The organism is Phaeacidiphilus oryzae TH49, assembly GCF_000744815.1.
Classification (GTDB): domain Bacteria; phylum Actinomycetota; class Actinomycetes; order Streptomycetales; family Streptomycetaceae; genus Phaeacidiphilus; species Phaeacidiphilus oryzae.
In genome coordinates this window covers 145,568-168,248 of sequence record NZ_JQMQ01000005.1, presented here as the reverse complement: position 1 = coordinate 168,248, position 22,681 = coordinate 145,568, and the positions used below count along the sequence as shown (strand labels likewise).

Genomic DNA, 22,681 nt, shown 5'->3' with positions numbered 1-22,681 from the left:
GGGCGTCAGCGGCCGCGCAGCAGCGGCAGGAGGATGTCGTCGACCAGGTGCTCGACGAAGGGCTCGTCGCAGCTCAGGTCGGTGAAGACGATCCGGTGGACGATGACGGCCGGGGCGACCTCGGCGAACAGCTCGGCGGCCGCCGGGGCCAGCCGCTCGCCGTGTTCGGCCGCCCGCCGCAGCGGCTGGTCGGTCATCGCCGCCTCGTCCCGTCGGCGGATCCGCCGCATCTCGGCGGCCAGCGCCGGATCGCCGCGCATGCCGGCGAAGAGCGCGCCGAGGAGGCCGATCTCCTGCTCGGCGATCTGCCGCGCCAGCCACCGCACCTGGACCAGCAGCTGCGTACGGAGGTCTCCCGCGTCGGTCTCCGGCGGGGTGCCGCCCGCTCTGCGGTCCACGGCGGCGGCCACCAGGGCGGCCTTGTCGCGGTAGCGGCGGTAGACGGTGGTCTTGGCGACCCCGGCGCGGGCGGCCACCCCCTCCATGGAGAGCTGGTCGTAGCCCACCTCGGTGAGCAGCCGCAGGGTCGCGTCCAGGATGGCGAGGTCGCGGCCGGCGTCCCTGGGTCGGCCGGTCGTGCCGGGTGGTGTGCTCATCGGCGGCGATCCTTCCTTTCGATACGCTACTGTAGCGTATCGAAAGTAGAGGCGGATGATTCCGCGGCTAGGGGAGGGGTTCTGCGCTGAAGTCTGACCCTAAAGTTGATATTTAGGGTTGCTCGACCTGGAAGAGTCGCTGCTCGACGTGGTCGACGGCGAGCCGGAGGGCGCCGGTGGCGATCGCCTCCGCGCCCAGCTCGGTCAGGGTGACCTCCGGCGGACGGAGGCAGGCCCGGCTGAGCCGGTCGCGCAGGGGCTCCAGAACGCCGTCCAGTCCGGCCGCCCAGCCGCCGACCACCACGATCCGCGGGTCGATCGCCACCACCAGCGCGGCCACGTCCCGCACCAGGCGGTTGAGGAACCGCCCGCGGAGGGCGAGGGCGGTCGAGTCGCCGGCCCTGGCGTCCAGCAGCAGCCGGGAGACGGCGTCCTCGTCCAGGGGGGTGAGCGGCTCGTCGCCGGGGGCGAGCAGCTGTTCGGGAGCGTCCTCCTGGCCGAGGAGGTGGAGGGCGCCGATCTCCCCGGCCGCCCCGCCGAAGCCCCGGTGCAGCCGCCCGTCGATCAGCGAGCCGGCGCCTGGGCTCAGCCCGGCGAGGACGAAGACCACGTCGCCCATCCCGCGGGCGGCGCCCTGCCAGTGCTCGCCGATCGCGGCCAGGTTGGCGTCGTTCTCGACGAAGACCGGGCAGCGGAACGAGCGGCGCAGCCGGCCGGCCAGGTCCAGCCCGGTCCAGCCGGGGAGTGCCGTGCCGAGCTGGACGACGCCCTCGGCGTCCACCACCCCCGGGGTGCCGACGCCGACCGCCCACAGGCTGTCCCGGGCGACCCCGCTCCGGCGGAGGAGTTCGGCGACCGTGCCGCGGACCAGGGTCAGCCGCTCCTCGGCGGGGGTGGCGTCCGGTATCGGGCGCTCGTAGGAGTCCAGGGTGCGGCCGGTGAGGTCGGCGAGGAGGGCACGGCAGCCGTGGGTGCCGATCTCGATGCCGAGGGTGTGCCCGGCCTCGGCGCGGAACCGGAAGTGGCGGGCGGGGCGGCCGCGCTGGCCGCGGCCGCGGGGGGTGCAGGCCTCCTGGTCCACCTCGGCGACCAGGCCGCCGGCCACCAGGTCCTCGATCACCCCTTCGACGGTGGGACGGGACAGGCCGGTGTCGCCGACCAGTTGGGTCAGCGTGGTGGGCGTGCCCCCGCGCATGGCCTCCAGGGTCACCGCGGAGTTGATCCGCCGCAGGAGCGAGGTGTCGCCTCCGGTGAGCCGTGTCAACGCCGTTGCCTCCTTGCCCGCGTCCGCGCTGCCAGCGCTTTTCGCGTCGCCGCCCGCTCCCCGCGCACGTGCGGTGATGCTAGCCGGGGCGGTCGGGAGCGCGGGAGGTCGGCGGGGACGGGCGGGGGGATCGGTATGAAACGGAGATCGTGCGGCCGGGGTCGGCGGGGTGAACGTGGCGCGCGGACAACGCCCGCTCGGTTGCGGCCTCGGCTCCGGCCTCGGCCGTGGCCTCGGCTGCCAGGCGGGCGACGGCCGCGGTGATCTCGCGCGGGGTGAGATGGGGATACCCGAAGACGTAGCGGCGGTCGAGGGCGGCCGGACCGGGCCCGCCGGGCCGGCGTTCGGGCTCGGGGAGCCGGCGGTACTCGGCGAGCGGATGCAGCCGTACGCCGGCCCGGGCCGCGACGGCCGGTGGGACGGGCGCGGGCAGTTCGGCGATCAGATGGAGGCCGGCGGCGATCCCGGTGATCCGCACGCCGGGGAAGCCGGCCTCCAGAGCGGAGATCAGGGCGTCCCGGCGCTCCCGGTAGGTGCGGCCGCAGCGGCGCAGCTGCCGGTCGTAGCGGCCGCTGCGGACGAACTCGGCGAGGGCGGCCTGCTCCGGGACCGGGTTTCCGAGGTCCGCCACCCGCTTGGCCTCCACCACCTCGGCCAGCAGACCGGGCGGCGGCACCAGCCAGCCCAGCCGCAGGCCGGGGGCCAGCGACTTGCTCACCGAGCCGGTGTAGGCGACGAGTTCGGGCGCCAGGCCCTGCAGGGCCCCGACCGGCGCGCGGTCGTAGCGGAAGTCCCCGTCGTAGTCGTCCTCGATCAGCAGGCCGTCCACCGACCGCGCCCAGCTCAGGAGTTCGGCCCGGCGGCCGGGGGCGCAGGCGACGCCGGTGGGGAACTGGTGGGCCGGGGTGACCACGGCGGCGCGGGCGCCGGAGCGGCGCAGGGCGGCGACGTCCGGTCCCTCGGCGTCCACCGGCAGTGCGGCGATGTCCAGGCCGGACTGGCGGAGCAGCGCGTTCTCCTGCGGGCTGCCCGGCTCCTCGACGGCGACCGTCCGATGGCCGCGGGCCCGCAGCACCCTGCCGATCAGGGTGAGCGCCTGGGCCACGCCGAAGACCACCACGACGCTGTCCGGGCCGACCGCGACGTTCCGCCGGCGGGCGAGGAGCTCGGCGAGGGCGGTGCGCAGGGCGGGCAGGCCGCGCGGGTCCGGGTAGTCCAGCACCGCGTGCGGGAGCGCGGCCAGGGCGTCGCGCTGGGCGGCGGCCCAGGCGGCGCGCGGGAAGAGGGAGAGGTCGGGGAGGCCGGGGCGGAAGTCGGTGGACGCGGCCTCGGCGCCGGCGGCGGGGGCCGCGGCCTCGGCGGGGCCGGCGGCTCCGGTCGCGACCGCGGGCGCGGTGGCAGGCGGCCGGGGCAGTGCCGCCACCCAGGTGCCCGCGCCCTGACGGCTGATCAGGCAGCCCTCGGCGAGCAGGCGTTGGTAGACCTCGGTGACAAGTCCCCGGGAGACTCCCAGGTCACCGGCCAGATCCCGGCTGGAGGGCAGTCGGGTGCCGGGGGCGAGGAGCCCCTCGCGGACGGCGCCGCGCAGCGCGTCGGCGAGCGCCCGGGTGCGCCGGCGCGGGGGCGCGGCCGCGGCGGAGTAGAGCAGCTCCCAGGGCGGGCCGCCGCCGCTGCCGGCGGCCCGATTGGTCCGGGAGAGCGCCATGGGATTGGACCTTAACCGGGACCGCCCGCGCGTCCAGCCTGAACGGGTGAAACCCGTACTGGCGGCCGCGCTGGCCGCGACTCTGGTCGGCACCTCCTTCGTGGCCGGGAGCGTCCTGACGCACTACCCCTTCCTCGGCGGGCAGGGGGCGCGCTATCTCCTCTCCGCGCTGCTGCTGGCCGCGCTCGCCGGGCGGCGCGGGCTAAGCGCCCTCGGCTCGCTGACGCCGCGTCAGTGGGGGCGGCTGGCGGTGCTCGCGGGCAGCGGCATGGTCGGCTTCAGCGTCGCCGTGCTGTGCGCCGAGCGGACGGCAGAACCGGCCGTGCCCGGGGTGCTGGTGGGCTGTGCCCCGCTGGTGGTGGCGATCGCCGCTCCGCTGCTGGACCGGCGGCGGCCGTCGGAGCGGCCGGCCGGGGCGGCCGTGCTGGTGGTGGCCGGGGCCGCGGTGGTGCAGGGCTTCGGGCGGACGGACGCGGCGGGGCTCGGCTACTCGCTGCTCGCGCTCGCCGGGGAGGCGGCCTTCGGCCTGGTCGCCGTGCCGCTGGTGGCGCCGCGGGGGCCGCTGGGCCCGGTGGCGCTGTCGGCCGGGGCCTGCGCGTTGGCCGGGGTCGAGGCCCTGGCGGCGGGGGTGGTCGCGGACGGCTGGGGAGGGGTGCTGCCGCCGCCGAGCGGACGCCAGGCGGCGGCGCTGGCCTGGCTGCTGGTGGTGACGGTGGTGGGCTTCTGCTGCTGGTACTACGCGGTGGGGCGGTTGGGGCCGGAGCGGGCGGCACTGTTCTCGGGGGTGATCCCGGTGGCGGCGGCGCTGTTCGCGCCGATGGCCGGGACGGGGGCGCTGGGGCCGGGGCAGCTGGCCGGGAGTGGACTGGTGGCGGCCGGGGTGACCGCCGGCGTGCTGGCGGGGCGGGGGAGCGGGCGGCGGACCGCCGGGCGGAGTACCGCCGGGCGGCGGCTCAGAGCAGGGCGTACTGGCCCTCCGGCCCCTCCTCGCGGGTCCCCAGCACCGAGGCCGGGCGGCGGCTGCGCTCCGGTGCCGGGAGGACGCCGGCGGCGGTCAGTTCGGCAGCGGTGATCTGCGGTGCCGCGGCGACCCGTACGGCGAGGTCGCGGGCCTCGGGGGCGAGCTCGGCGAGCAGCACCAGCACCGAGACCAGCTCGGTCAGCTCGCTGGTCCACTCCCGGGGCCAGGTGCCCGGGCGGGACGGGACGAGGGCGGCCAGCCCAGGCGGGGCCGGGTCGGCCGGAGGCGGGGCAGGCGGCTCGGCGCCCCGCCCGGTGGGGGAGACCGCCAGGAGCTCGGGCTGGCCGGGGGAGGTGCGCGAGGCGCGCGCGGGTCGCGGGGGGCGCTGCCGGGGGAGGCCGGGCGGCGGCGGGGCCCGGAGCCGGCCGCGGCGCCGCCGCGGGCGGCGAACCAGGACTCCAGGACTCGTTCCCCGTCGCCGGTGCGCGGCTCCCAGGCGGCCGCCGGGACGGGGGAGATCCGGCCCTCCGGCCCGAGCAGCAGCGCCCCGGCCTCGGGGTCGAAGGTGAGGGTGTCCGGCATCCCGCGTACGGCCTGGCGGACATACGGGCGGCGGCCGCCCGGGAGGCGGGGCGGGCCGGGCGGCCGGTCCTCCTGCGGATCCGCGCAGCGGGCGCCGAAGGTGTGCAGCCAGAGGAGTCGCCGGCCGAGGGCGAGCCCGCGCTGCCACAGCGCGGGGTCCGCGGTGAGCGGGACGGGCGGATCGTCGGCGGCCTCGCCGCCCGCTCCGCCCTCCTGGGGCGCGGCGCCCAGCGTCAGCGCCGCCGTCCAGGCGGCCACGTCCAGTGCCGTGACCGGCGGGACCGAACCGCCGCCGGACTCCGTCAGCCGGGCGGCGATCAGCTCGGTCAGTCCCGGGGCGAGGTTGGGCTCCCGCCCTTCCGGGCGCCGGAACAGCGGGCGTACCAGGGCCGTCCCGCGCCCCTGCGGCTCCGCGGCCACCGGGAGCTCCGCCGACCAGGAGAGGGCGACGCCGGACGGGCCCTGGGCGCTGACGGTCAGAAACATCTGGTGCTCCCCGTCGGCGACCCGCCACAGCTCCGGCCGGGGGGTGTCCAGCAGCCGCTGGTCGGCCAGCAGCCAGGGGCGGTCGAAGCCGCCACGGCGTACCCGTACCGGCGCGGGGCAGGGGCCGGGCTCGCGGGCGACCGGGCCGGTCGGCGAGTCCCGGCCGGGGAGCTGGGCCGCGGCCGAGTCGGCGGTACGAGCCCGGGTGGGCGCGAAGAGCTGCCGGCGCTCCTCGGGGCCGGCGGCGGTCAGCCGCTCCCAGCGGCGACGCAGCACGGAGGGGTCGGGGGCCAGCACCCACTCCCGGCCGGTGCGCGGGAGCGGCGCCGCCCAGGGCATCAACTCGCCGAGGGACGGGGGCCGTTGGGCGTCCGCGCCGGGCAGCCCGCGGGCGGGGGCGCCCGCCGAGGTCGTCCGGTCGGCCCCGTGAATCGCCGCCACCGGCCCTGCCTCCCCTTCGCCTTGCGCGTCCGCTGCCGTCCGTCCCGGCATCCGCCGTCTCCGGCATGGTAGCGACCGGGGCGGACGGTGGGCGGCCGCGCGGGGGCGATCACCGGATCGGCAAGGGTCAGTAGCCGACGGCGATCGCGCGCCGCCGGGTCGCGGCGTCGCCGAGGGCGTGCAGCAGGGCGTCGGCCACGTCGGCCCGGGAGAGGGTGCGGGCGCGCGGCAGGGCGGCGCCGTCGACCGCGGTGCGGTAGCGGCCGGTGTGCGGGCCGTTGGTGAGCCTCGGCGGGCGGACGACGGTCCAGTCGGTGCCGCTCTCCCGCAACTCCCGTTCCATCGCCCGCAGATCGCGGTAGTGCCGGCCGAGCAGCGCCCACAGCAGCGGCCGGACGAGGTAGCGGGTGGCCGGGCCCTCGCCCGGACCCGCGGGCTGCACCGCTCCGGCGCTCACCACGGCGATCCGCTCGACCCCGGCCGCCCGCATGGCGGTGAGTGCCGCGTGGGCGCCGCGGGAGTTGACGGTCATGTCGCCGCGGAGGCCGCGCGGGCCGAGGGCGGAGACGACCGCGTCCGCGCCGGCGACCGCCTCCTTGAGCGAGCCGGGGTCGGTGACGTCGCCCCGGCGGACCGACAGCCGGGGGTGGCGGGTGGTGAGCCGGGCCGGGTCGCGGACCACGGCGGTCACCTCGTGGCCCTGGTCGAGGGCCTGCTGGACGAAAGCGCCGCCGATTCCCCCGGTGGCGCCGAGCACGGTGATGCGCATGGTGGTGGTCTCCCTCGTGGGATGCGGGACGGGTCGCGTGGAGTGGGTGAGTACTCACTCACCCCGTCCTTCCACTAGGGTGGGTAAGTACTCACTCCTCGTCAAGCCGCGCCGGTCAGCGCGGGGGTCCCGGCGGGACGAGGGGTCTGGAGGAACCGATCGGAGGCGGCGGCGGATGACGCCCGAGCAGTCCGCGGCGCGTGGCGGAGCCGGCGCCCGTACCAGGGAGCGGATCGTCGACGCGGCGGCGCGGGTGATGGAGCGGGACGGGCTGGTCCGCGCCACCACCAAGGAGATCGCCCGCGAGGCCGGCTGCTCGGAGGCGGCGCTCTACAAGTACTTCCGGGACAAGACCGACATCTTCGTCCATGTGCTCACCGAGCGCCTGCCCCGGCTTGCCGGGCTGCTCAGAGCGCTGCCCGAGCGGGCCGGGACGGCCACCGTCGAGGAGCACCTGGTCGAGACGGTGCGCACGGCGCTGCGCTTCTACCGGCGGAGCGTGCCGATGGCCGCCTCGCTCTACGCCCAGCCCAAGCTGCTCGCCGCCCACCGCGACCAGCTGCGCGGCAGCGGCGACGGCCCGCAGAAGCCCGCCGAGTGGCTCGCCGGATACCTGCGGACCGAGCAGCGGCTCGGGCGGATCGACCCGTCCGCCGACCCGGAGGCGGCAGCCGCGCTGCTGATCGGCTCCGCCTATCAGCGGGCGTTCCTGAGCAGCTTCCTCACCGATCCCGCGGAGCCCGAGGCCCCGGCGGACCTCGGCGGTCTGGGCGAGGCGGGGGACGCGGAGTACGCCCGGAAAATCGTTCGGACGCTGCTCGACGGCCTGACAGGATCCTCGGCATGAGTGATCGCCCCACCATCCGCCGGGCCCGCCCGGACGAGATCGACGCGGTGCTGGACTTCTGGCGGCGGGCCGCCGAGGGCACCAGCATCAGTGACGACCGGGCCGGCGTCGCCCGGCTCCTGGAGCGCGATCCGGAGGCCCTGCTGGTCGCCGAACTCCCGGGGGAGGGAGGGCTGGTGGGCACGGTCATCGCGGGCTGGGACGGCTGGCGCTCGCACCTCTACCGGCTGGCCGTCGACCCCGGGTTGCGCCGCCGGGGGATCGCCCGGGCGCTGCTGGACGCCGCCGAGGAGCGGTTCCGCGCGCTGGGCGGGCGCCGGGGCGACGCCATGGTGCTGGACCGGAACGAGCTGGGCCGCAGCGCCTGGCGGGCCGCCGGCTACGCCCCGGAACCGCAGTGGACGCGCTGGACCAAGCCGCTCACCGGCCGGACTGCGCAGGAGAACTGACGGAGCGACGGCGGATTGTCGTACCCCGGGCGTAGTGTCGGGCCGATCGAGGATCGCACGACGCACCAGGGCGCCGGCGCCGGGGACCGGCCGGGCACCGCCGGACGCCCCGAGGGGGAACGCACCCATGCACGGCATACGGGCCGCCCAGCTCGCCGGATTGACCGCCCGGGTGGCCGCCGCCTGCGCGGCGCTCGAGTCGCTGGCGGACGACGACCCGGTGCGCGCGGACGAACGGCTGCCCGAGGCCCGGGCCTGCGCCGCCGAGCTGCTGGAACTCCTCCGCGAGGGGGCCCGCGCCCGGCTGCCGGAGGAGGCGGTGGCGCCGCTGCGGGACGCCGCCGAGGTGCTGCTGCCGCTGATCGACGGGGAGGATCCGGCGCCCGGCGGGCTTCCGGAGCGGGCCGACGCGGCGCTGGCCCCCGCCGCCCAGGCGCTGCACCGGCTGCGCGGCCTGGCCGGCGGCTGACCTCGGGCCGGCGAGGTCAGGACGGCTGACCTCGGGCCGGAGAGGGCCCGAGGAGCGGGCCGAGCGCCGCCCGCGCGCGGGTTCGGGACGCGTCGACCGGATCCGTACCGGCTCCGTGCACCTCGTCCACGCTCTTCACCCGGCCCCGCCGCCGGGTGGGAGGAAACCCGACGAAGGGTGACGAGTCGGATGGCGGCCGGCGCCCAACTCCACGTTCCGGAACGGCGATCGCTGTGACGGGCAGGTCGGGATACGGTCACACGTGCGGTCCCGGCGGCGGTGCGCACAGCGGGGCGGAATACACTCCCGTTACGCCCACGGGGCCGTGCCGACTCCAGATCAGGACAAGGGGTGACCCGCCATTCCCGAGCACCGAGCACCGCGACCGCGAGTACGCGCCGGTGCCGCCGAGCCCGAGCGTGAGCCCGAGGCGGCGGCCGGGGCCGGTGCCGCCGACCTGGATGCCGGCGGCCGGGCCGCCGGGGCCGCCGCGGGGCAGCGGTTCGGCTCGGCGCACGGCAAAGGGCCGCGGATCGCCGGACTGGCCGCGCTGGTGCTGGCCGTCGGCGTCGCCGGCACCTGGAGCGAGCTGGCCCTGACCGGGGGCCACCACGCCACCGCGCAGATCGGCACCGCCTCCCAGGACACCGCCACCCCGTCCGGTGACCCGAGCGCGAGCGCGGCTCCGGTGCCGACGGCCGGTGACGCGGCGTCGGTGATCAAGGCCGACGAGATCCTCACCGACACCGCGATCACCGCCAGCGGCTACAAGGGCACCCGCAGCACCGCGCAGGACGGCACCGCCTGCGACCAGGTGCGGGCGGCCGGCATCGGCCCGGCGGCGGCGCCGGGCTCGGCCTGCCAGGGGTATGTGCGCGGCGACTACGTCTCCGCCGGGGACGCCGTCTACACCTCGGTGACGGTGCTCGGCTACCCCAGCCGGGCGGCCGCGCGGAAGGCCGCGGCCCGGATCCAGTACTCCGACGTCGCCTTCGTCCAGCCGGGCGGCGGGCTGCCGGCGATGACCCCGCAGGCCGCGGAGAGCACGTACGACGGCAAGGTCGAGACGGTCGGCCGGTTCGTCACCGTCACCGTCTCCGCCTACGCGGACGGGCACCAGGCGGACGCCGCGCTGTCCACGCCGACCAGGGACGTCTCCTTCGCGGTGGGCCGCGCGGTGCTCTGGTTCTGACCGGACCTGGGCGGTCGAGCACCACGCCCTTCGCTGGTACGCGTACGCCCACGTGAGCGCGCCGGTTCTCGACATCGCCCCTCACCCGGTGCTGCCCCGGCCGGCCCAACTCGGCGTCGGCGCACTGGTGCTGGGCTTCGCCGGGCCGGAGGAGGCGGCCGTGCTGCGTGCCGTGAACGACCGGGCCAGGGCCGCCCGCAGCGCCGTCGGGCTGCGCGGCCAGCGCTTCTTCGCCCAGTATCCGGCGGTGGGGGCGGCCTGTCATCCCGCGTCTCCGCGCGGCGAACGGGAGTTGAGCGCGTGAGAGGCCGGCCCGCGCAGGGTGGGCGCGGGCCGGCCTCTGGGGGACGCGGGGTCAGCTCTTGGGCTGGGTCAGGTCGTAGACCGTCTCACCGCCCACGGTGATCGTCTTGTAGTGGGCCTTGGCCCAGGACTCGATCTGGCTGATCTCGTTACCGGTCCCGCCGCCGAATCCGCCGCCGAAGCCGCCGCCCGCGCGCTCTCCGCGGGGGGAGCCGCCCGAGGGCATCTCGCCGGTGCCACCGGGGGCGCCGCCCTCGGTCGTTCCGGGCATCCCTCCCATGCCGCCCGGCATCCGGCCGGTGGAGCCGCCGCCCGAGCCCGAGCCCGGGGCCGAGCCGGAGCCCGAGCCGCCGGGGATGCCCGGCATTCCGCTGCCGGCCGAGCCCGAGGAGCCCGTCGAGCCGGACGCCCCCCTGCCGTCGCCGCTCATGCCGCCCATGCCGCCCATCCCGCCGCCGGCGATCAGGTAGTGGATCTCGCCCTTGGCGACGTACGCCTTGAACTGGGCCAGGGTCGGCGAGTCGTCGCTGCCGCTGAAGCCGCCCATCGCCATCACGGACTTGTGGCCGCTGAGCTCAAGCGCGGCCGCCTGCTGCGAGCCGGTGACGGCCGCCGCCCAGCGGGTGTTCGTCTTCTGCAGCAGCTTGACCAGAGCGGAGTCGGCGGTGCCGCCGTCCGGGCCGCCCGTCCCGCCGCCGGCCGCGCGGGCCGGGCCCGAGCCGGCGGCGCCGCGGTCGCCGAACATCTTCTCGAAGTATGCGCGCATCTCCGAGGAGGCCCCGGTCCGGCCGCCGCCCGGCATCCCGCCGCCGAAGCCGCCCCTCCCACCGCTCGCGCCGCTCGGCCCGGAGGTCGGAATGGAGCCGGTGTGCGGCTGGGAGGCGGTGGCCACCGCCCAGGCGGTGGACCCGCCGAGACCGCCGACCAGCGAGACCACGGCTGCGGTCACCGCGACCGCCCGCCGCGCCTGCGCCGCCACGACCAGCGCCATGGCGCCGGCCAAGGCCGGTACCAGCAGCGCCCAGCGCAGCCACGGCAGCCAGCTCGCGTCCCGGCCGAGGAGGAAGAAGGCCCAGATCCCGGCCGCCGCCGTCATCAGCGCCAGCACCATCCGCGCCCACGGCACGGCGCGCCGCCGCCACATCGCGGCCGCGCCGATGCCGACCAGCGCCGCGATCGGCGGGGCCAGCGCCACCGTGTAGTACGGGTGGATGATCCCGCTCATGAAGCTGAACAGCACCCCGTTGACGACCAGCCAGCCGCCCCAGAGCAGCGCCGCCGCCCGGGTCCGGTCCGTACGCGGGGCCCGCCAGGTGAAAACCAGCAGGGCGATCAGCGCGATCAGCGCGGTCGGCAGCAGCCAGGAGATCTCGCCGCCGAAGGTGGAGCCGAACATCCGGGTGATGCCGGTGGCGCCGCCGAACATCCCGCCCCCGCCGGCCCCGCCGCCTGGGCCCCCGCCGGTCCCGCCCGGGTTGCCGTCGCCGCCGAAGACCCGGCCGAGGCCGTTGTAGCCGAGGGCCAGCTCCCACTCGCTGTTGTTGGTGGAGCCGCCGATGAACGGCCGGGCCGAGGCCGGCCAGAGCGCGACGGCCAGCACGAACCAGCCGGTGGAGACGACGATCGCCAGCGCGCCCCAGAGGAGGTGGAGGAACCGCTTGCCCAGCGAGACCGGCGCCGCCCACAGATAGGTCAGCGCCAGGGCCGGGATGATGACGTAGCCCTGCATCATCTTCGCCAGGAAGGCGAAGCCCACGGCGATACCGGCCAGCACCACCCAGCGAACCCGTCCCGCGGTGTCCGCGTCGAGCGCCCGGACCATCGCCCAGCAGGCCAGCACCATCAGCAGCACCAGCATCGCGTCCGGGTTGTCGAACCGGAACATCAGCGCCGCGACCGGGGTGAAGGCCAGCGCGAAGCCGCCGAGCAGCCCGGCCGCCGGGCCGAACCAGCGGCGTACCGCCGAGTACAGCAGCCCGACCGAGAGGACGCCCTCGAGCGCCTGCGGCACCAGCATGCTCCAGCTGCCGAAGCCGAAGATCCGGCCCGAGAGCGCCATCACCCACAGCGACGCCGGGGGCTTGTCCACCGTGATCGCGTTGCCGGGGTCGAGGGCCCCGAAGAACAGCGCCTTCCAGCTCTTGGTGCCGGCCCAGACCGCCGCCGCGTAGAAGGAGTTGGCGTTCCCGGAGGCCCCGAGTCCGTACAGGTAGAGAACGGCGGTGACCAGCAGCAGCGCCCAGAGCGCCGGGCGCGCCCAGCGCGGCTGCGTACCGGGGCCGAAGAGGAGCCGGCGCCATCCGTGCACGGGCTGTCCTGGACCGCCGGCGTCCGCCAGGCGATGACTCGCGGCGCTCGGGGGGAGCGGCTCCGAGAGTGAGGTGGCCATGCGGGGGTCTCCTGGGGTCGGGGGTGGTTCTGCCCCCACAAGCTAGGCGCGGTACCTGTCAGGGCACGGCGGAGAGGCTGTCAGCAGGCTGTGCGTCACCCCCGGTGAGCGACCCCCGGTGAGCGGCCCGGTGCCGGGTTACCGGGTCGGCCGAGGTCCGCTGTTCGACCGGAGAAGCCCGGAATAGTCTCGACCTGACGGTCTGTTCGATGATCAGATACAAGAGTTCGCCAAGAGATCCGGGACGCCTCAGACCGAGAGGGATGCCATGTCCAGTGCCGCCGGCCGCCTAGCCGCACTCGCCGAACAGTTCCTCGGAGCCCCGTTGCCGATCCGGATCCGAGCGTGGGACGGCAGCGAGGCGGGGCCGCAGGACGGCGGCCCGGTGCTGGTCATCGCCGACCGGCGGGCGCTGCGCCGGATCCTCTACCGCCCGGGCGAGCTGGGCCTGGCCCGGGCCTGGGTGGCCGGTGAGCTGAACGTCGAGGGCGACCTCTACGCCGCGCTGGACCGCCTGGCCGGACTGATCTGGGAGCGCGACGAACCCGCCCCGGAGGCGCGGTCCGCCGGATCGGCCGTGGCGGCCCCGCTCCGGCGGCTGCGCGGCGCCGCCAGGATGGCGGGAATGCTCCGCGAGCCCCGGTTCCGGGCCCAGCTGCGCGAGGTGGCCGGGCTGACCGGAATCGGCCTGCCCCCGCGCCCGCCGGCCGAGGAGGCCCGCCCGCAGCACGGGATCCGGCACACCCTCGGGCGCGACCGCAGCGCCATCAGCCACCACTACGACGTCGGCAACCGCTTCTACGAGCTGGTCCTCGGCGCGTCCATGGTCTACTCCTGCGCCTACTGGGAGGAGCCGGAGGCGCGGACCGGCGACGGGCGGGCCGACCTGGAGCGCGCCCAGTTCGCCAAGCTGGACCTGGTCTGCCGCAAGCTCGACCTGAAGCCGGGGCAGCGGCTGCTCGACGTCGGCTGCGGCTGGGGCTCCATGGCGCTCCACGCGGCCAAGGAGTACGGCGTCTCGGTGGTCGGCGTCACCCTCTCCCGGGAGCAGGCCGCGTACGCTCGCAAGCGGGTCGCGGACGCCGGACTGGAGGACCGGATCGACATCCGGGTGCAGGACTACCGGGAGCTGGACCCGGAGGTGGACGGCCCGTTCGACGCCATCTCCTCGATCGGCATGGCCGAGCACGTCGGCGCGGTCCGGTACCGGGAGTACGCCGACCGGCTGTACGCCCTGCTCCGCGAGGGCGGGCGGCTGCTCAACCACCAGATCGCCCGGCGCCCGCTCGGCGGCGAGGCCGAGGAGCGCGGGTACCGGGTGGACGAGTTCATCGACCGCTACGTCTTCCCGGACGGTGAACTGCAGCCGGTCGGGACCACGGTGTCCATCCTGGAGCAGGCCGGCTTCGAGGTCCGCGACCAGGAGGCGCTGCGCGAGCACTACGCGCTGACGCTCCGTCAGTGGGTGGCCAACCTGGAGTCCGGCTGGTCCGAGGCGCTGCGGCTGGTCTCGGCGGGACGGGCCAGGGTCTGGCGGCTGTACATGGCCGCGTCCGCGCTGGCCTTCGAGCGCAACCGGATCGGGGTCAACCAGCTGCTGGCGGTGCGCACCACGCCGGCCGGCGTCTCCGGCCTGCGGCTGCGCCGGGGCGGCTTCGCGCGGGCGAGCTGAGGCCCGGCGCCCGCGGCCGGCGCCACCCGGTCAGCCGGCCGGGGAGACGTGGAGGGTGAGCGCCGCCGTGCGCTCCTGCCCGCCGACCCGGAACCGGATGAACATCCGCCAGTCGCCGGCCTCCGGGAAGACCCCCCGATAGCCGAGCCGGGGGCCGCCCGAGCTCGCGTCCACCGGGTCGATCCGGGCGAAGGCCTGGTCGCCGGAGCGGAAGGCCACCGGCACGGCGGAGAGGCCGTCGTACCTCTGCAGTCCGCTGAGCGGGCGGTTCTGCCAGGCCTGCTGCTCGCCCTGGGGGGTGGGCACCCGCTGGGCGAAGTCCACGGTGAACGCGGACGGCCGGCCGGCGGTGAGCGCGCCCTTCACGGTCAGCACCGAGTCGTCGACCACGGCGGTGTCGGTCGCCGGGGCGAGCGAGGCGCCGGCCACGCTCCCGGCCACGGTGAACGGACGGCTGAGGACCTCCGCGGGGAGCTGGGCGCGGCCGTCGCCGGGGCGGCCGTTGGGGGTGAAGGAGGCGTAGAGCCGCCAGTCGCCGGGGGCGAGCCGGCCGAGCTCGGTGCTCCAGGTGCCGTCCTGGTCCATGGCCGGCACCAGGTAGCGGACGTACTGGAGGTCGTCGCTGACCGCGTAGACCCGCATCGGCTCGCCGCGCTGCGGCAGGAACGAGGTGACCGGGGTGCCGTCCGGCGCCAGGATGCGGAAGGTGTAGCGGGCGTCCGGGCTCTCCGCCGGGGTGTCGGTGTCCGCGTCCAGGCGGAAGCCGCCGTACTGGTCGGAGAGGCCGTACTCGGGCCGGCCCGAGGCGGCCCGGGCGGCTGCCGCGGCCTGGGCGGCGGCGGCCGGGGTGCCGGGCAGGGCGGTGGGGGAGACCGCGCCGCCGGCCACCGCGTCCGGGCCGGGGGAGCGGTGGGCGTCGGCAGCCGTCCGCGCCGTGCAGCCCGTCGCCAGTAGCAGCCCGGCGCCGAGGACGCAGGCCCCCGCCCAGGTCCGCGTGGTGCGCCGGGCGGCGGCGCGTCCGGTGGGTTCGAGGGATTGCGGGGCTGGTCTGAGCGGGCTTCCGGTCATGGGAGGCGGCCTTCCGGGCGGGCACCCGACCCGGGCGGGGACTCGGCGGGCGCATGCTGTCGTCTGCCCTGCGCTAACGCCTGAACGCCGCCCACGGCACGGCCTGGGGCCCAACTCCTTGCCCGAGGAAGGGAATCGGCGGGGGTGGGCCAGCCGAGGTCGGGACGGGACGCGGCCGGTCCGCCGTCGATCGCCGTCGGTCCGCCGTCAGTCCGCCGGCGGCAGGGCCACCCGGCCGGCCCGCCGTTCGCCGTCCAGCAGCCGCAGCGCCCGGGCCAGGGTGCGCTGGTGGAGCTCCCGCTCACCGCGCCGGTACATCAGCTCCAGCGCGTCCCGGAGTTCGGCGGCCCGCGCGGCCAGCGCCTGCGCGGCGACCAGGGCGGAGTAGGTCTGCTCGACCCGGGCCGGGTTGGCCCGGCCCAGCGCCTCGGCCGCCGCGAGATAGGCGTCCAGCAGCCCGCCCTCGGCCGCGGTCAGGGCCGGCAGCGGTTCCAGCGGCGGTGTCCCCTCGCGGTCCATCCGTCGCTCACCACCCCGTCCCCGGGCTCCCCTGGCTCCCCGGCCGGCCGGCGGGGCGGCCCGGGATCGGCCGGAGGCGGTGGGCGATCCGGTCGGCCAGACCGTAGCCCACCGCCGCGGAGGCCTCCATCGGCAGCGGGCGCTCCAGGTCGACCCGCACCCGCTCGACCGTCCGGCCGGTGTACTCGGCGAGGAGGCCGACCAGGCGGTCGTGCTCGGCGGCGACCCGGCGGGCGCCGCTCTCCGCCTCCCGGGGACGGGCGAAGTCCTCCTCCCCGTACTCGGGTTGGCGCAGCACCGCGAGGGCGCTGGGCAGTATCAGCCGCTGTCCGGGCGTCCCCGCGGCCAGCAGCGCGGCGGCGGTGCCCTCGGCCCGGCCGAAGCAGACCGTCTCCACCGGCTGGTCCGCGGCCACCGCGCGCAGGGTGTCGTGGAGTGCGGCGAAGGCCGGGAACCGGCCCCCGGGTGAGTTGATGTACAGGCTCAACCCGCGTTCTCCGTCGGCTCGCTGAAGCATGATCAGCTGCGCGGTGAGCGAGCCGGCCGCCTCGTCGTCCAGCGGGCCGCCGAGCACCGCCACCCGTTCGGCGAGGAGGCGCCCGTAGGGCGGGGAGTCGGCGTCCGCGGGGGAACCCGGGAAGCCGGGGCGCATGGTCATGGCCGACCGCCTCCGTTCCGTACAGAACGTCGGATACGTACAGAACCTCTCTGCTCGGCACGGTACGCCTCCCGGCCGCCCGCGCACAGGTCTTTCGGCCCGGAGAGGCTCTACCGTGGTGCCATGAGCGCTCACGACGAGGTCCCCGTCACGCAGGCCCGCGCCGCCCTCGCCGAGCTGGTCAACCGGGTGCGGTACGGCGGGGAGCGGATCGTGATGACCCGTCACGGCCGCCCGCTCGCCGCGCTGGTGCCGGCCGAGGACCTGGAGCGGCTGGAGGAGCTGGAGCGGCTGGAGGAGCTGGAGCGCCGGGCTGGGCAGGAGCGGCGGCCGGAGCGGGACGCCCGGCCGGAGGCGCCCGCCGTGGCCCGGGCGGTGTCGGAGTTCGGCATCACCCCGGCGCCCCGCCCACCGGCGCCGGCACCGGCCCCGGCCCCGGCCCCGGCCGCCGCTGCCGCCGAGCGGTTCGGCGTCACCGCCGCCCGGCGGGAGCCCCCGGGCCGCCGCTGACCGTTCGTGTTAAATCGAGGTAACCCGCCTCCACCCCCTCTGACCAGCGGCGAAGGCCCGCGCTACGGTGAGGTCCCAGCACCCGGGACGAGAGCCGAAGAGCAAGAGGTGTGTGCCGATGAGACTGACACCGCATGAGCAGGAGCGCCTGCTCGTCCACGTCGCCGCGGATGTGGCGCGGGCCCGGCGGGAGCGCGGGCTGCGGCTCAACCACCCCGAGGCCACGGCGCTGATCACCGCCCACATCCTGGAGGGCGCCCGGGACGGGCGCACCGTCGCCGAGCTGATGGAGTCCGGGCGCAAGGTGCTCGGCCGGGCGGACGTGATGGACGGCGTGCCGGAGATGATCCCGGACGTCCAGGTCGAGGCCACCTTCCCGGACGGCACCAAGCTGGTCACCGTCCACGACCCGATCGCCTGAGGCCGCCGGTGACCCAGCAGAGGCAGACACCCGAGGGCGCCGCGGGCGCGTCCCGCCCCGGCCCCGGCCCCGTCGTCGTACCCGGCGAACTCCTCCTCGCCGAGGGCGCCGTGGGGCTCAACCACGGCGCCGACCCGCTCCGGCTGACCGTGCTCAACCGCGCCGACCGGCCGGTGCAGGTCGGCTCCCACTACCACTTCGCGGAGGCCAACCCCGGTCTGGAGTTCGACCGTTCGGCCGCCCGCGGCCGGCGGCTGAACATCGCGGCGGGCACCGCCGTCCGCTTCGAGCCGGGGCTGCCGGTCGAGGTGGAGCTGATCCCGATCGGCGGCCGGCGCGTGGTGGCCGGGTTGCGTGGAGAGACGGGAGGGCCGCTCGATGGCTGAGTCCGCCGGCCCGGACACCCCGCGCCCCGCCCCCGCCCTCACCCTCTCCCGCCGCCGCTACGCCGAGCTCTACGGTCCCACCGCGGGCGACCGGGTCCGGCTCGCCGACACCGACCTGCTGATCGAGATCGAGGAGGATCTCGCCGCCGGCGGCGACGAGGCGGTCTTCGGCGGCGGAAAGGTGATCCGGGAGTCCATGGGCCAGTCCCGCGCCTCCCGTGCGGAGGGCGCCCCGGACACCGTGATCACCGGGGTGGTGGTGCTCGACCACTGGGGCGTGGTCAAGGCCGACGTGGGCATCCGGGACGGCCGGATCACCGCGCTGGGCAAGGCGGGGAACCCGGACACCATGAACGGCGTCCACCCGGACCTGGTGATCGGACCGGAGACCGAGGTGATCGCCGGGCAGGGGAGGATCCTCACGGCGGGCGCGATCGACGCCCACGTCCACTTCATCTGCCCGCAACTCGCCGAGGAGGCGCTCTCGGCCGGGATCACCACCCTGGTCGGCGGCGGCACCGGGCCCGCCGAGGGCTCCAAGGCCACCACCGTCACCCCCGGCGCCTGGCACCTGGCCAGGATGTTCGAGTCGATGGAGGGCACGCCGCTCAACATCGGCCTGCTGGGCAAGGGCAACACCGTCTCCGCCGACTCGATGCGAGCCCAACTGCGGGCCGGGGCGGTCGGGTTCAAGATCCACGAGGACTGGGGCGCCACCCCGGCGGTGATCGACGCCTGCCTGAACGTCTGCGAGGAGAGCGGCGCCCAGCTGGCCATCCACACCGACACCCTCAACGAGGCCGGATTCGTCCAGGACACCCTGGCCGCGATCGCCGGCCGGGGCATCCACGCCTACCACACCGAGGGCGCGGGCGGCGGGCACGCCCCGGACATCATCACCGTGGTGAGCGAGCCCAACGTGCTGCCGTCCTCGACCAATCCGACCCGGCCGCACACCCGCAACACCGTCGACGAGCACCTCGACATGCTGATGGTCTGCCACCACCTGAGCCCCAACGTGCCCGAGGACCTGGCCTTCGCCGAGTCCCGGATCCGGCCGTCCACCATCGCCGCCGAGGACGTCCTCCACGACCTGGGGGCGATCTCCATCATCTCCTCGGACTCGCAGGCGATGGGCAGGATCGGCGAGGTCGTCCTGCGCACCTGGCAGACGGCCCATGTGATGAAGCGCAGGCGCGGCAGCCTGCCGGGGGACACCCGGGCGGACAACCGGCGGGCCCGCCGCTACGTCGCCAAGTACACCATCAACCCCGCCGTCGCCCAGGGCATGGACCGGGAGATCGGCTCGGTGGAGCGCGGGAAGCTGGCCGACCTGGTGCTGTGGACCCCGGCGTTCTTCGGGGTCAAGCCGGACCTGGTGATCAAGGGCGGCCAGATCGCCTGGGCGCAGATGGGCGACGCCAACGCCTCCATCCCCACCCCGCAGCCGGTGCTGCCGCGGCCGATGTTCGGCGGCACCGGGCGGGCCCCGGCGTCCAACTCGGTCAACTTCGTCAGCCACTGGGCCCTGGACGACGGCCTGGCCGAACGCCTGGGCCTGGCCAAGCCGTTCACCGCGACCGCGGACACCCGCCGGGTGACCAAGGACGACCTGCGGGAGAACGCCGCCCGCCCGTCGGTGACCGTCGAGCCGGACACCTTCACCGTGCGGATCGACGGCGAGGTGGTGGAACCGGCCCCGGCCGAGGAACTGCCCATGGCGCAGCGCTACTTCCTGTTCTGATGGGCGAGTGGACGGAGGGCCCGGCGCGCCGGGCCGCGCTGCTGGTGCTGGCCGACGGCCGCTTCCCGGCCGGCACCCACGCCCACTCCGGCGGCGCCGAGGCGGCGGTGCGGGCCGGCCGGATCACCGGCGTCGAGGAGCTGGCCGGGTACTGCCGGGGACGCCTCCACACCGCCGGGCGCACCGCCGCGGCGCTGGCCGCGGCGGCGGCCGCCGGGGTCGACCCGCTGGTGCTCGACGAGGCCGCGGACGCCCGTACGCCCTCGCCTGCCCAGCGGGCGGCCGCCCGCAGGCTGGGCAGGCAGCTGGTCAGGGCGGTCCGGGCCTGCTGGCCCTCGGCCGAGCTGGAGCGGCTGGCCGCGGCCCGGCCGCGCGGGGCGCACCAGCCGGTCGTCCTCGGCCTGGCCGCCCGGACGGCCGGGCTCGGACCGGCCGACGCGGCCTCGGCGGTCGCCTACGAGACGGTCTCCGGGCCCGCCACCGCCTGCGTGCGGCTGCTCGGGCTCGATCCGTTCGCGGCCACCGGCGTCCTCGCCCGGCTCGCCGCCGAGCTGGACGCGGTGGCCGACGAGGCGTCAGCCGCCGGGCTGCGCGCGGTGGTCGAGGGGCCGGACGCGCTGCCCGCCGCCTCGTCCCCGCTGCTCGACCTCTACGCGGAGCGACACGCGGGACTCCAGCCGCGGCTCTTCGCGTCCTGAACCGGTACCAGCCAGGAGGCCTCACCATGCACCTCGACCACGACCACCCGCCGGTGGCGCCGGGGGCGCCCGTCCCCACCACCCGCCGGCCGGACGGCAGCCGGCGCGCGCTGCGGATCGGCCTCGGCGGCCCGGTCGGCTCGGGCAAGACCGCGACCGTGGCGGCGCTCTGCCGCACCCTGCGCGAGGAGCTCTCGCTGGCCGTGGTGACCAACGACATCTACACCCGCGAGGACGCCGACTTCCTGCTGCGTGAGGCCGTGCTGCCGGAGGAGCGGATCGCCGCGGTGGAGACCGGGGCCTGCCCGCACACCGCGATCCGGGACGACATCTCGGCCAACCTGGAGGCCGTCGAGGATCTGGAGGAGCGGGTCGGCCCGCTGGACCTGGTGCTGGTCGAGTCCGGCGGAGACAACCTCACCGCGACCTTCTCCCGCGGACTGGTGGACCATCAGATCTTCGTCATCGACGTGGCCGGCGGCGACGACGTCCCGCGCAAGGGCGGCCCAGGGGTGACCGCCTCCGACCTGCTGGTCATCAACAAGACCGACCTGGCCCCCTACGTCGGGGTGGACCTGGAGGGGATGGCCAGGGACGCCGGCAGGCAGCGCGGCGAACTGCCCACCCTGCTGGTCGCGGTGAGGTCGCCGGACGGGGTGCGGCCGATCGCCGCCTGGGTACGGGAGCGGCTGGCCGCCTGGAGGAGTGCGTGAGGACGACCGCCGCGGAGGCGGGTCCGGACGCCGGTGAGGCGCCCGTGGCGGCCCCGCGCCCGGGCCTGCGCGCCCACGCGCGGTTGCGCGCCGAGGCCGCGTACCCGGGGGCGCGGACGGTCCTCAGCGAGCTGGTCTCGGACGGCCCGCTGGCGCTCCGCCGCACCCGCCACCCGGAGGACCCGGACGCCGCCCAGGCCACCGTGGTGGGCGCGATGGCCGCCCCGCTCACCGGCGACCATCTGCGGATCACCGTCCGCGTGGGGCCGGCCGCCCGGCTGCGGGTGACCAGCGCGGCCGCCACCGTCAGCCTCCCCGGCCGTACCGGGCCCGGTGCCCCCGCCCTCGAACCCGCCCGCTACGAGCTGGAGTTCCACATCGCCGACGGGGGGATCCTGGAGTGGCTGCCCGAACCGGTGATCGCCGCCGCCGGCAGCCACCTCCGCCAGCACACCCGGGTCCGGCTGGCACCCGGCGCCCGCCTGGTGCTCCGCGAGGAGCAGGTGCTCGGCCGCGCGACCGATCCCCAACCCGGGCGGCTGGCCAGCCGCCTGACGGTCCGTCGGACCGCCGCCGACGGCGGTCCCGGGAGGCTGCTGCTCGACCAGGAGACCGACCTCGGCCCGGGCAGCCCCGCCTGGGACGGGCCGGCGGTCCTCGGCCCGCACCGGGCCCTCGGCCAGCTCCTCACCACGGAGTCGCCGGGCCCGCCGGTCCAAGCCGCCGGGCGGGCGGGCGAGTTCGCGGCCGAGTTCGCGGCCGAGGCCACCGCCTCCGCCGGGTCCGCCGAGTCCGCCGATCTGGCCCTCCCCGGCGACTGCGGACTCACCCTGCGCACCGCCCTCGCGGCGAACGGACTGGACCTGCGCCGCGCGCTGTCCGGACCACCCCATATGGTTCTGCTGTGAGCAGCAGCAGTGAACCCGCCTCAGTCCCCGGCGGCGTCGGGCGCACCGCGCTCGGAGTCGCCGTAGTCCGCGCCCAGGAGAGCGCCCGGGAGGACCGGCTCTTCGACGATCCGTACGCGCAGGCCTTCGTGGCCGCCGCCGACCGGCCGCCGGCCTCCCCCGATCCGGGGTCCGGGGCGCCGCGCCCGCCCGAGGACCGCGAGGCCAGGGCGGCGATGGCCCGTCACATCGTGCTGCGCACCCGCTTCTTCGACGACTACCTGCTGCGGGCCGCCGCGGACGGCATCCGCCAGACCGTGCTGCTCGCGGCCGGACTGGACACCCGGGCCTTCCGCCTGGACTGGCCGGCCGGGCAGCAGGTCTTCGAGCTCGACCTGCCGGAGTCGATCGCGTTCAAGGAGCGCGTCCTGGCCGATCTCCCGGACGCCCGGCCGACGGCCCGCCGTGCCGTGGTCCCGGCGGACCTGAACGACGACTGGACCACTCCGCTGACCGGCGCCGGCTTCGATCCGGACCGGCCGACCGCCTGGCTGATCGAGGGCCTGCTGATCTACCTGGGCCCGGAGCGCTCGGCGGCCCTGCTGAACACGGTCGGCCGGCTCTCCGCCCCGGGCAGCCGGCTGGCCCTGGTCCGCGGCGGCATGCGGAAGACCCTCGCCGCCAACCGCGGCGCGGACGCCCGAGCCGGCCGCGGCGCCAGCTCGCTCTGGCGCGGCGGCCTCGGCACCGACGCCGCCGACTGGCTGGAGAACCGCGGCTGGGCCGTCCGCCGCTTCGACCGCCCGGAGCTGGAGGTCGCCTACGCGGCCGCCCGTCCCGAGATCGCCTCGGCCGGCACCACCTTCCTGATCGCCGAGCGCGCCCCGCGTACGGCCGCGGCCCCGGCCCGGCGCTGAGGCCGGCCCGGGGCCGCGGACGTGCCGGGCGGAGC

The 22,681-nt window shown here is 76.6% G+C and carries 24 protein-coding genes; 15 read left to right on the top strand and 9 right to left on the bottom strand.

The window, feature by feature from the left end:
- Nucleotides 1–5: 5 nt before the first annotated feature.
- The 3 genes from BS73_RS05060 to pdxR form a co-directional block, all read right to left on the bottom strand.
- Nucleotides 6–596 (bottom strand): TetR/AcrR family transcriptional regulator, encoded by a 591-nt coding sequence (locus tag BS73_RS05060; RefSeq protein WP_037570062.1) that lies wholly within the window; start codon nt 594–596, stop codon nt 6–8.
- A gap of 112 nt (nt 597–708) precedes the next feature.
- A complete protein-coding gene (locus BS73_RS05055) occupies nt 709–1,860 on the bottom strand; it encodes an ROK family transcriptional regulator (RefSeq protein ID WP_037570060.1) in 1,152 nt (383 codons plus the stop codon).
- Between the two features lie 79 nt (nt 1,861–1,939).
- Nucleotides 1,940–3,565, bottom strand: coding sequence for a MocR-like pyridoxine biosynthesis transcription factor PdxR (pdxR, locus tag BS73_RS05050; RefSeq protein ID WP_063836917.1), 1,626 nt, complete (start codon nt 3,563–3,565; stop codon nt 1,940–1,942).
- Nucleotides 3,566–3,611: 46 nt separating this feature from the next.
- On the opposite strand from pdxR, the gene BS73_RS05045 reads away from it, so the two are divergent.
- Nucleotides 3,612–4,637 carry a DMT family transporter gene (locus BS73_RS05045; protein ID WP_063836916.1) on the top strand — a complete coding sequence of 342 codons (1,026 nt, stop codon included), beginning with the start codon at nt 3,612–3,614 and terminating at the stop codon, nt 4,635–4,637.
- 87 nt (nt 4,638–4,724) lie between these two features.
- Here the strand turns inward: BS73_RS05045 and BS73_RS05040 are convergent, their stop codons facing one another.
- Together BS73_RS05040 and BS73_RS05035 are read right to left on the bottom strand one after the other, a co-directional pair.
- On the bottom strand, nt 4,725–6,035 hold the full coding sequence (locus tag BS73_RS05040; protein WP_051939464.1) for a type ISP restriction/modification enzyme: 1,311 nt from the start codon (nt 6,033–6,035) through the stop codon (nt 4,725–4,727).
- A gap of 127 nt (nt 6,036–6,162) precedes the next feature.
- The gene (locus BS73_RS05035; protein WP_037570058.1) at nt 6,163–6,804 is read right to left on the bottom strand and encodes an NAD(P)-dependent oxidoreductase; all 642 of its coding nucleotides are present in this window, start codon (nt 6,802–6,804) and stop codon (nt 6,163–6,165) included.
- A 175-nt stretch (nt 6,805–6,979) separates the two neighbouring features.
- On the opposite strand from BS73_RS05035, the gene BS73_RS05030 reads away from it, so the two are divergent.
- The 5 genes from BS73_RS05030 (at nt 6,980) to BS73_RS40630 (ending at nt 10,065) form a co-directional block, all read left to right on the top strand.
- Nucleotides 6,980–7,651, top strand: a complete 672-nt coding sequence (locus tag BS73_RS05030) for a TetR/AcrR family transcriptional regulator (protein ID WP_037570055.1) — start codon at nt 6,980–6,982, stop codon at nt 7,649–7,651.
- Nucleotides 7,648–8,100, top strand: coding sequence for a GNAT family N-acetyltransferase (locus tag BS73_RS05025; RefSeq protein ID WP_037570054.1), 453 nt, complete (start codon nt 7,648–7,650; stop codon nt 8,098–8,100). Before BS73_RS05030 ends, BS73_RS05025 begins: the two co-directional genes overlap by 4 nt.
- Nucleotides 8,101–8,227: 127 nt before the next feature.
- On the top strand, nt 8,228–8,569 hold the full coding sequence (locus tag BS73_RS05020; protein WP_037570053.1) for a hypothetical protein: 342 nt from the start codon (nt 8,228–8,230) through the stop codon (nt 8,567–8,569).
- A 553-nt stretch (nt 8,570–9,122) separates the two neighbouring features.
- Nucleotides 9,123–9,761, top strand: coding sequence for a hypothetical protein (locus BS73_RS05015; RefSeq protein ID WP_037570051.1), 639 nt, complete (start codon nt 9,123–9,125; stop codon nt 9,759–9,761).
- 52 nt (nt 9,762–9,813) lie between these two features.
- Nucleotides 9,814–10,065 (top strand): hypothetical protein, encoded by a 252-nt coding sequence (locus BS73_RS40630; RefSeq protein WP_037570050.1) that lies wholly within the window; start codon nt 9,814–9,816, stop codon nt 10,063–10,065.
- Nucleotides 10,066–10,116: 51 nt separating this feature from the next.
- Here the strand turns inward: BS73_RS40630 and BS73_RS05005 are convergent, their stop codons facing one another.
- Nucleotides 10,117–12,372 (bottom strand): glycosyltransferase family 39 protein, encoded by a 2,256-nt coding sequence (locus BS73_RS05005; RefSeq protein WP_051939462.1) that lies wholly within the window; start codon nt 12,370–12,372, stop codon nt 10,117–10,119.
- Nucleotides 12,373–12,721: 349 nt separating this feature from the next.
- On the opposite strand from BS73_RS05005, the gene BS73_RS05000 reads away from it, so the two are divergent.
- Entirely contained in the window at nt 12,722–14,125 is a 1,404-nt protein-coding gene (locus BS73_RS05000; RefSeq protein ID WP_037570047.1) for an SAM-dependent methyltransferase, read from the top strand.
- 30 nt (nt 14,126–14,155) lie between these two features.
- Here the strand turns inward: BS73_RS05000 and BS73_RS04995 are convergent, their stop codons facing one another.
- The 3 genes from BS73_RS04995 to BS73_RS04985 all read right to left on the bottom strand — a co-directional run bounded on the left by BS73_RS04995 (nt 14,156) and on the right by BS73_RS04985 (nt 16,370).
- Nucleotides 14,156–15,193 carry a hypothetical protein gene (locus BS73_RS04995; protein WP_051939461.1) on the bottom strand — a complete coding sequence of 346 codons (1,038 nt, stop codon included), beginning with the start codon at nt 15,191–15,193 and terminating at the stop codon, nt 14,156–14,158.
- Between the two features lie 207 nt (nt 15,194–15,400).
- Nucleotides 15,401–15,712 carry a hypothetical protein gene (locus tag BS73_RS04990; RefSeq protein WP_037570045.1) on the bottom strand — a complete coding sequence of 104 codons (312 nt, stop codon included), beginning with the start codon at nt 15,710–15,712 and terminating at the stop codon, nt 15,401–15,403.
- A 7-nt stretch (nt 15,713–15,719) separates the two neighbouring features.
- Nucleotides 15,720–16,370, bottom strand: a complete 651-nt coding sequence (locus BS73_RS04985; RefSeq protein ID WP_063836915.1) for an ATP-dependent Clp protease proteolytic subunit — start codon at nt 16,368–16,370, stop codon at nt 15,720–15,722.
- 123 nt (nt 16,371–16,493) lie between these two features.
- On the opposite strand from BS73_RS04985, the gene BS73_RS04980 reads away from it, so the two are divergent.
- The 8 genes from BS73_RS04980 to BS73_RS04945 all read left to right on the top strand — a co-directional run bounded on the left by BS73_RS04980 (nt 16,494) and on the right by BS73_RS04945 (nt 22,646).
- Nucleotides 16,494–16,880: a type II toxin-antitoxin system Phd/YefM family antitoxin gene (locus BS73_RS04980; RefSeq protein WP_063836914.1), complete on the top strand. Its 387-nt coding sequence runs from the start codon at nt 16,494–16,496 to the stop codon at nt 16,878–16,880.
- A gap of 118 nt (nt 16,881–16,998) precedes the next feature.
- The gene (locus tag BS73_RS04975) at nt 16,999–17,301 is read left to right on the top strand and encodes an urease subunit gamma (RefSeq protein WP_037570042.1); all 303 of its coding nucleotides are present in this window, start codon (nt 16,999–17,001) and stop codon (nt 17,299–17,301) included.
- Nucleotides 17,302–17,309: 8 nt separating this feature from the next.
- A complete protein-coding gene (locus tag BS73_RS04970; RefSeq protein ID WP_084703808.1) occupies nt 17,310–17,687 on the top strand; it encodes an urease subunit beta in 378 nt (125 codons plus the stop codon).
- Nucleotides 17,680–19,431: an urease subunit alpha gene (locus tag BS73_RS04965; protein WP_037570039.1), complete on the top strand. Its 1,752-nt coding sequence runs from the start codon at nt 17,680–17,682 to the stop codon at nt 19,429–19,431. The genes BS73_RS04970 and BS73_RS04965 overlap by 8 nt, the downstream gene beginning before the upstream one ends.
- Nucleotides 19,431–20,129 (top strand): urease accessory protein UreF, encoded by a 699-nt coding sequence (locus BS73_RS04960; RefSeq protein WP_037570037.1) that lies wholly within the window; start codon nt 19,431–19,433, stop codon nt 20,127–20,129. Before BS73_RS04965 ends, BS73_RS04960 begins: the two co-directional genes overlap by 1 nt.
- A gap of 26 nt (nt 20,130–20,155) precedes the next feature.
- Nucleotides 20,156–20,842, top strand: coding sequence for an urease accessory protein UreG (ureG, locus tag BS73_RS04955; RefSeq protein WP_037570034.1), 687 nt, complete (start codon nt 20,156–20,158; stop codon nt 20,840–20,842).
- The gene (locus BS73_RS04950) at nt 20,839–21,750 is read left to right on the top strand and encodes an urease accessory protein UreD (protein ID WP_152617524.1); all 912 of its coding nucleotides are present in this window, start codon (nt 20,839–20,841) and stop codon (nt 21,748–21,750) included. The genes ureG and BS73_RS04950 overlap by 4 nt, the downstream gene beginning before the upstream one ends.
- Nucleotides 21,747–22,646: an SAM-dependent methyltransferase gene (locus tag BS73_RS04945; RefSeq protein WP_051939460.1), complete on the top strand. Its 900-nt coding sequence runs from the start codon at nt 21,747–21,749 to the stop codon at nt 22,644–22,646. Before BS73_RS04950 ends, BS73_RS04945 begins: the two co-directional genes overlap by 4 nt.
- Nucleotides 22,647–22,681 lie beyond the last annotated feature (35 nt).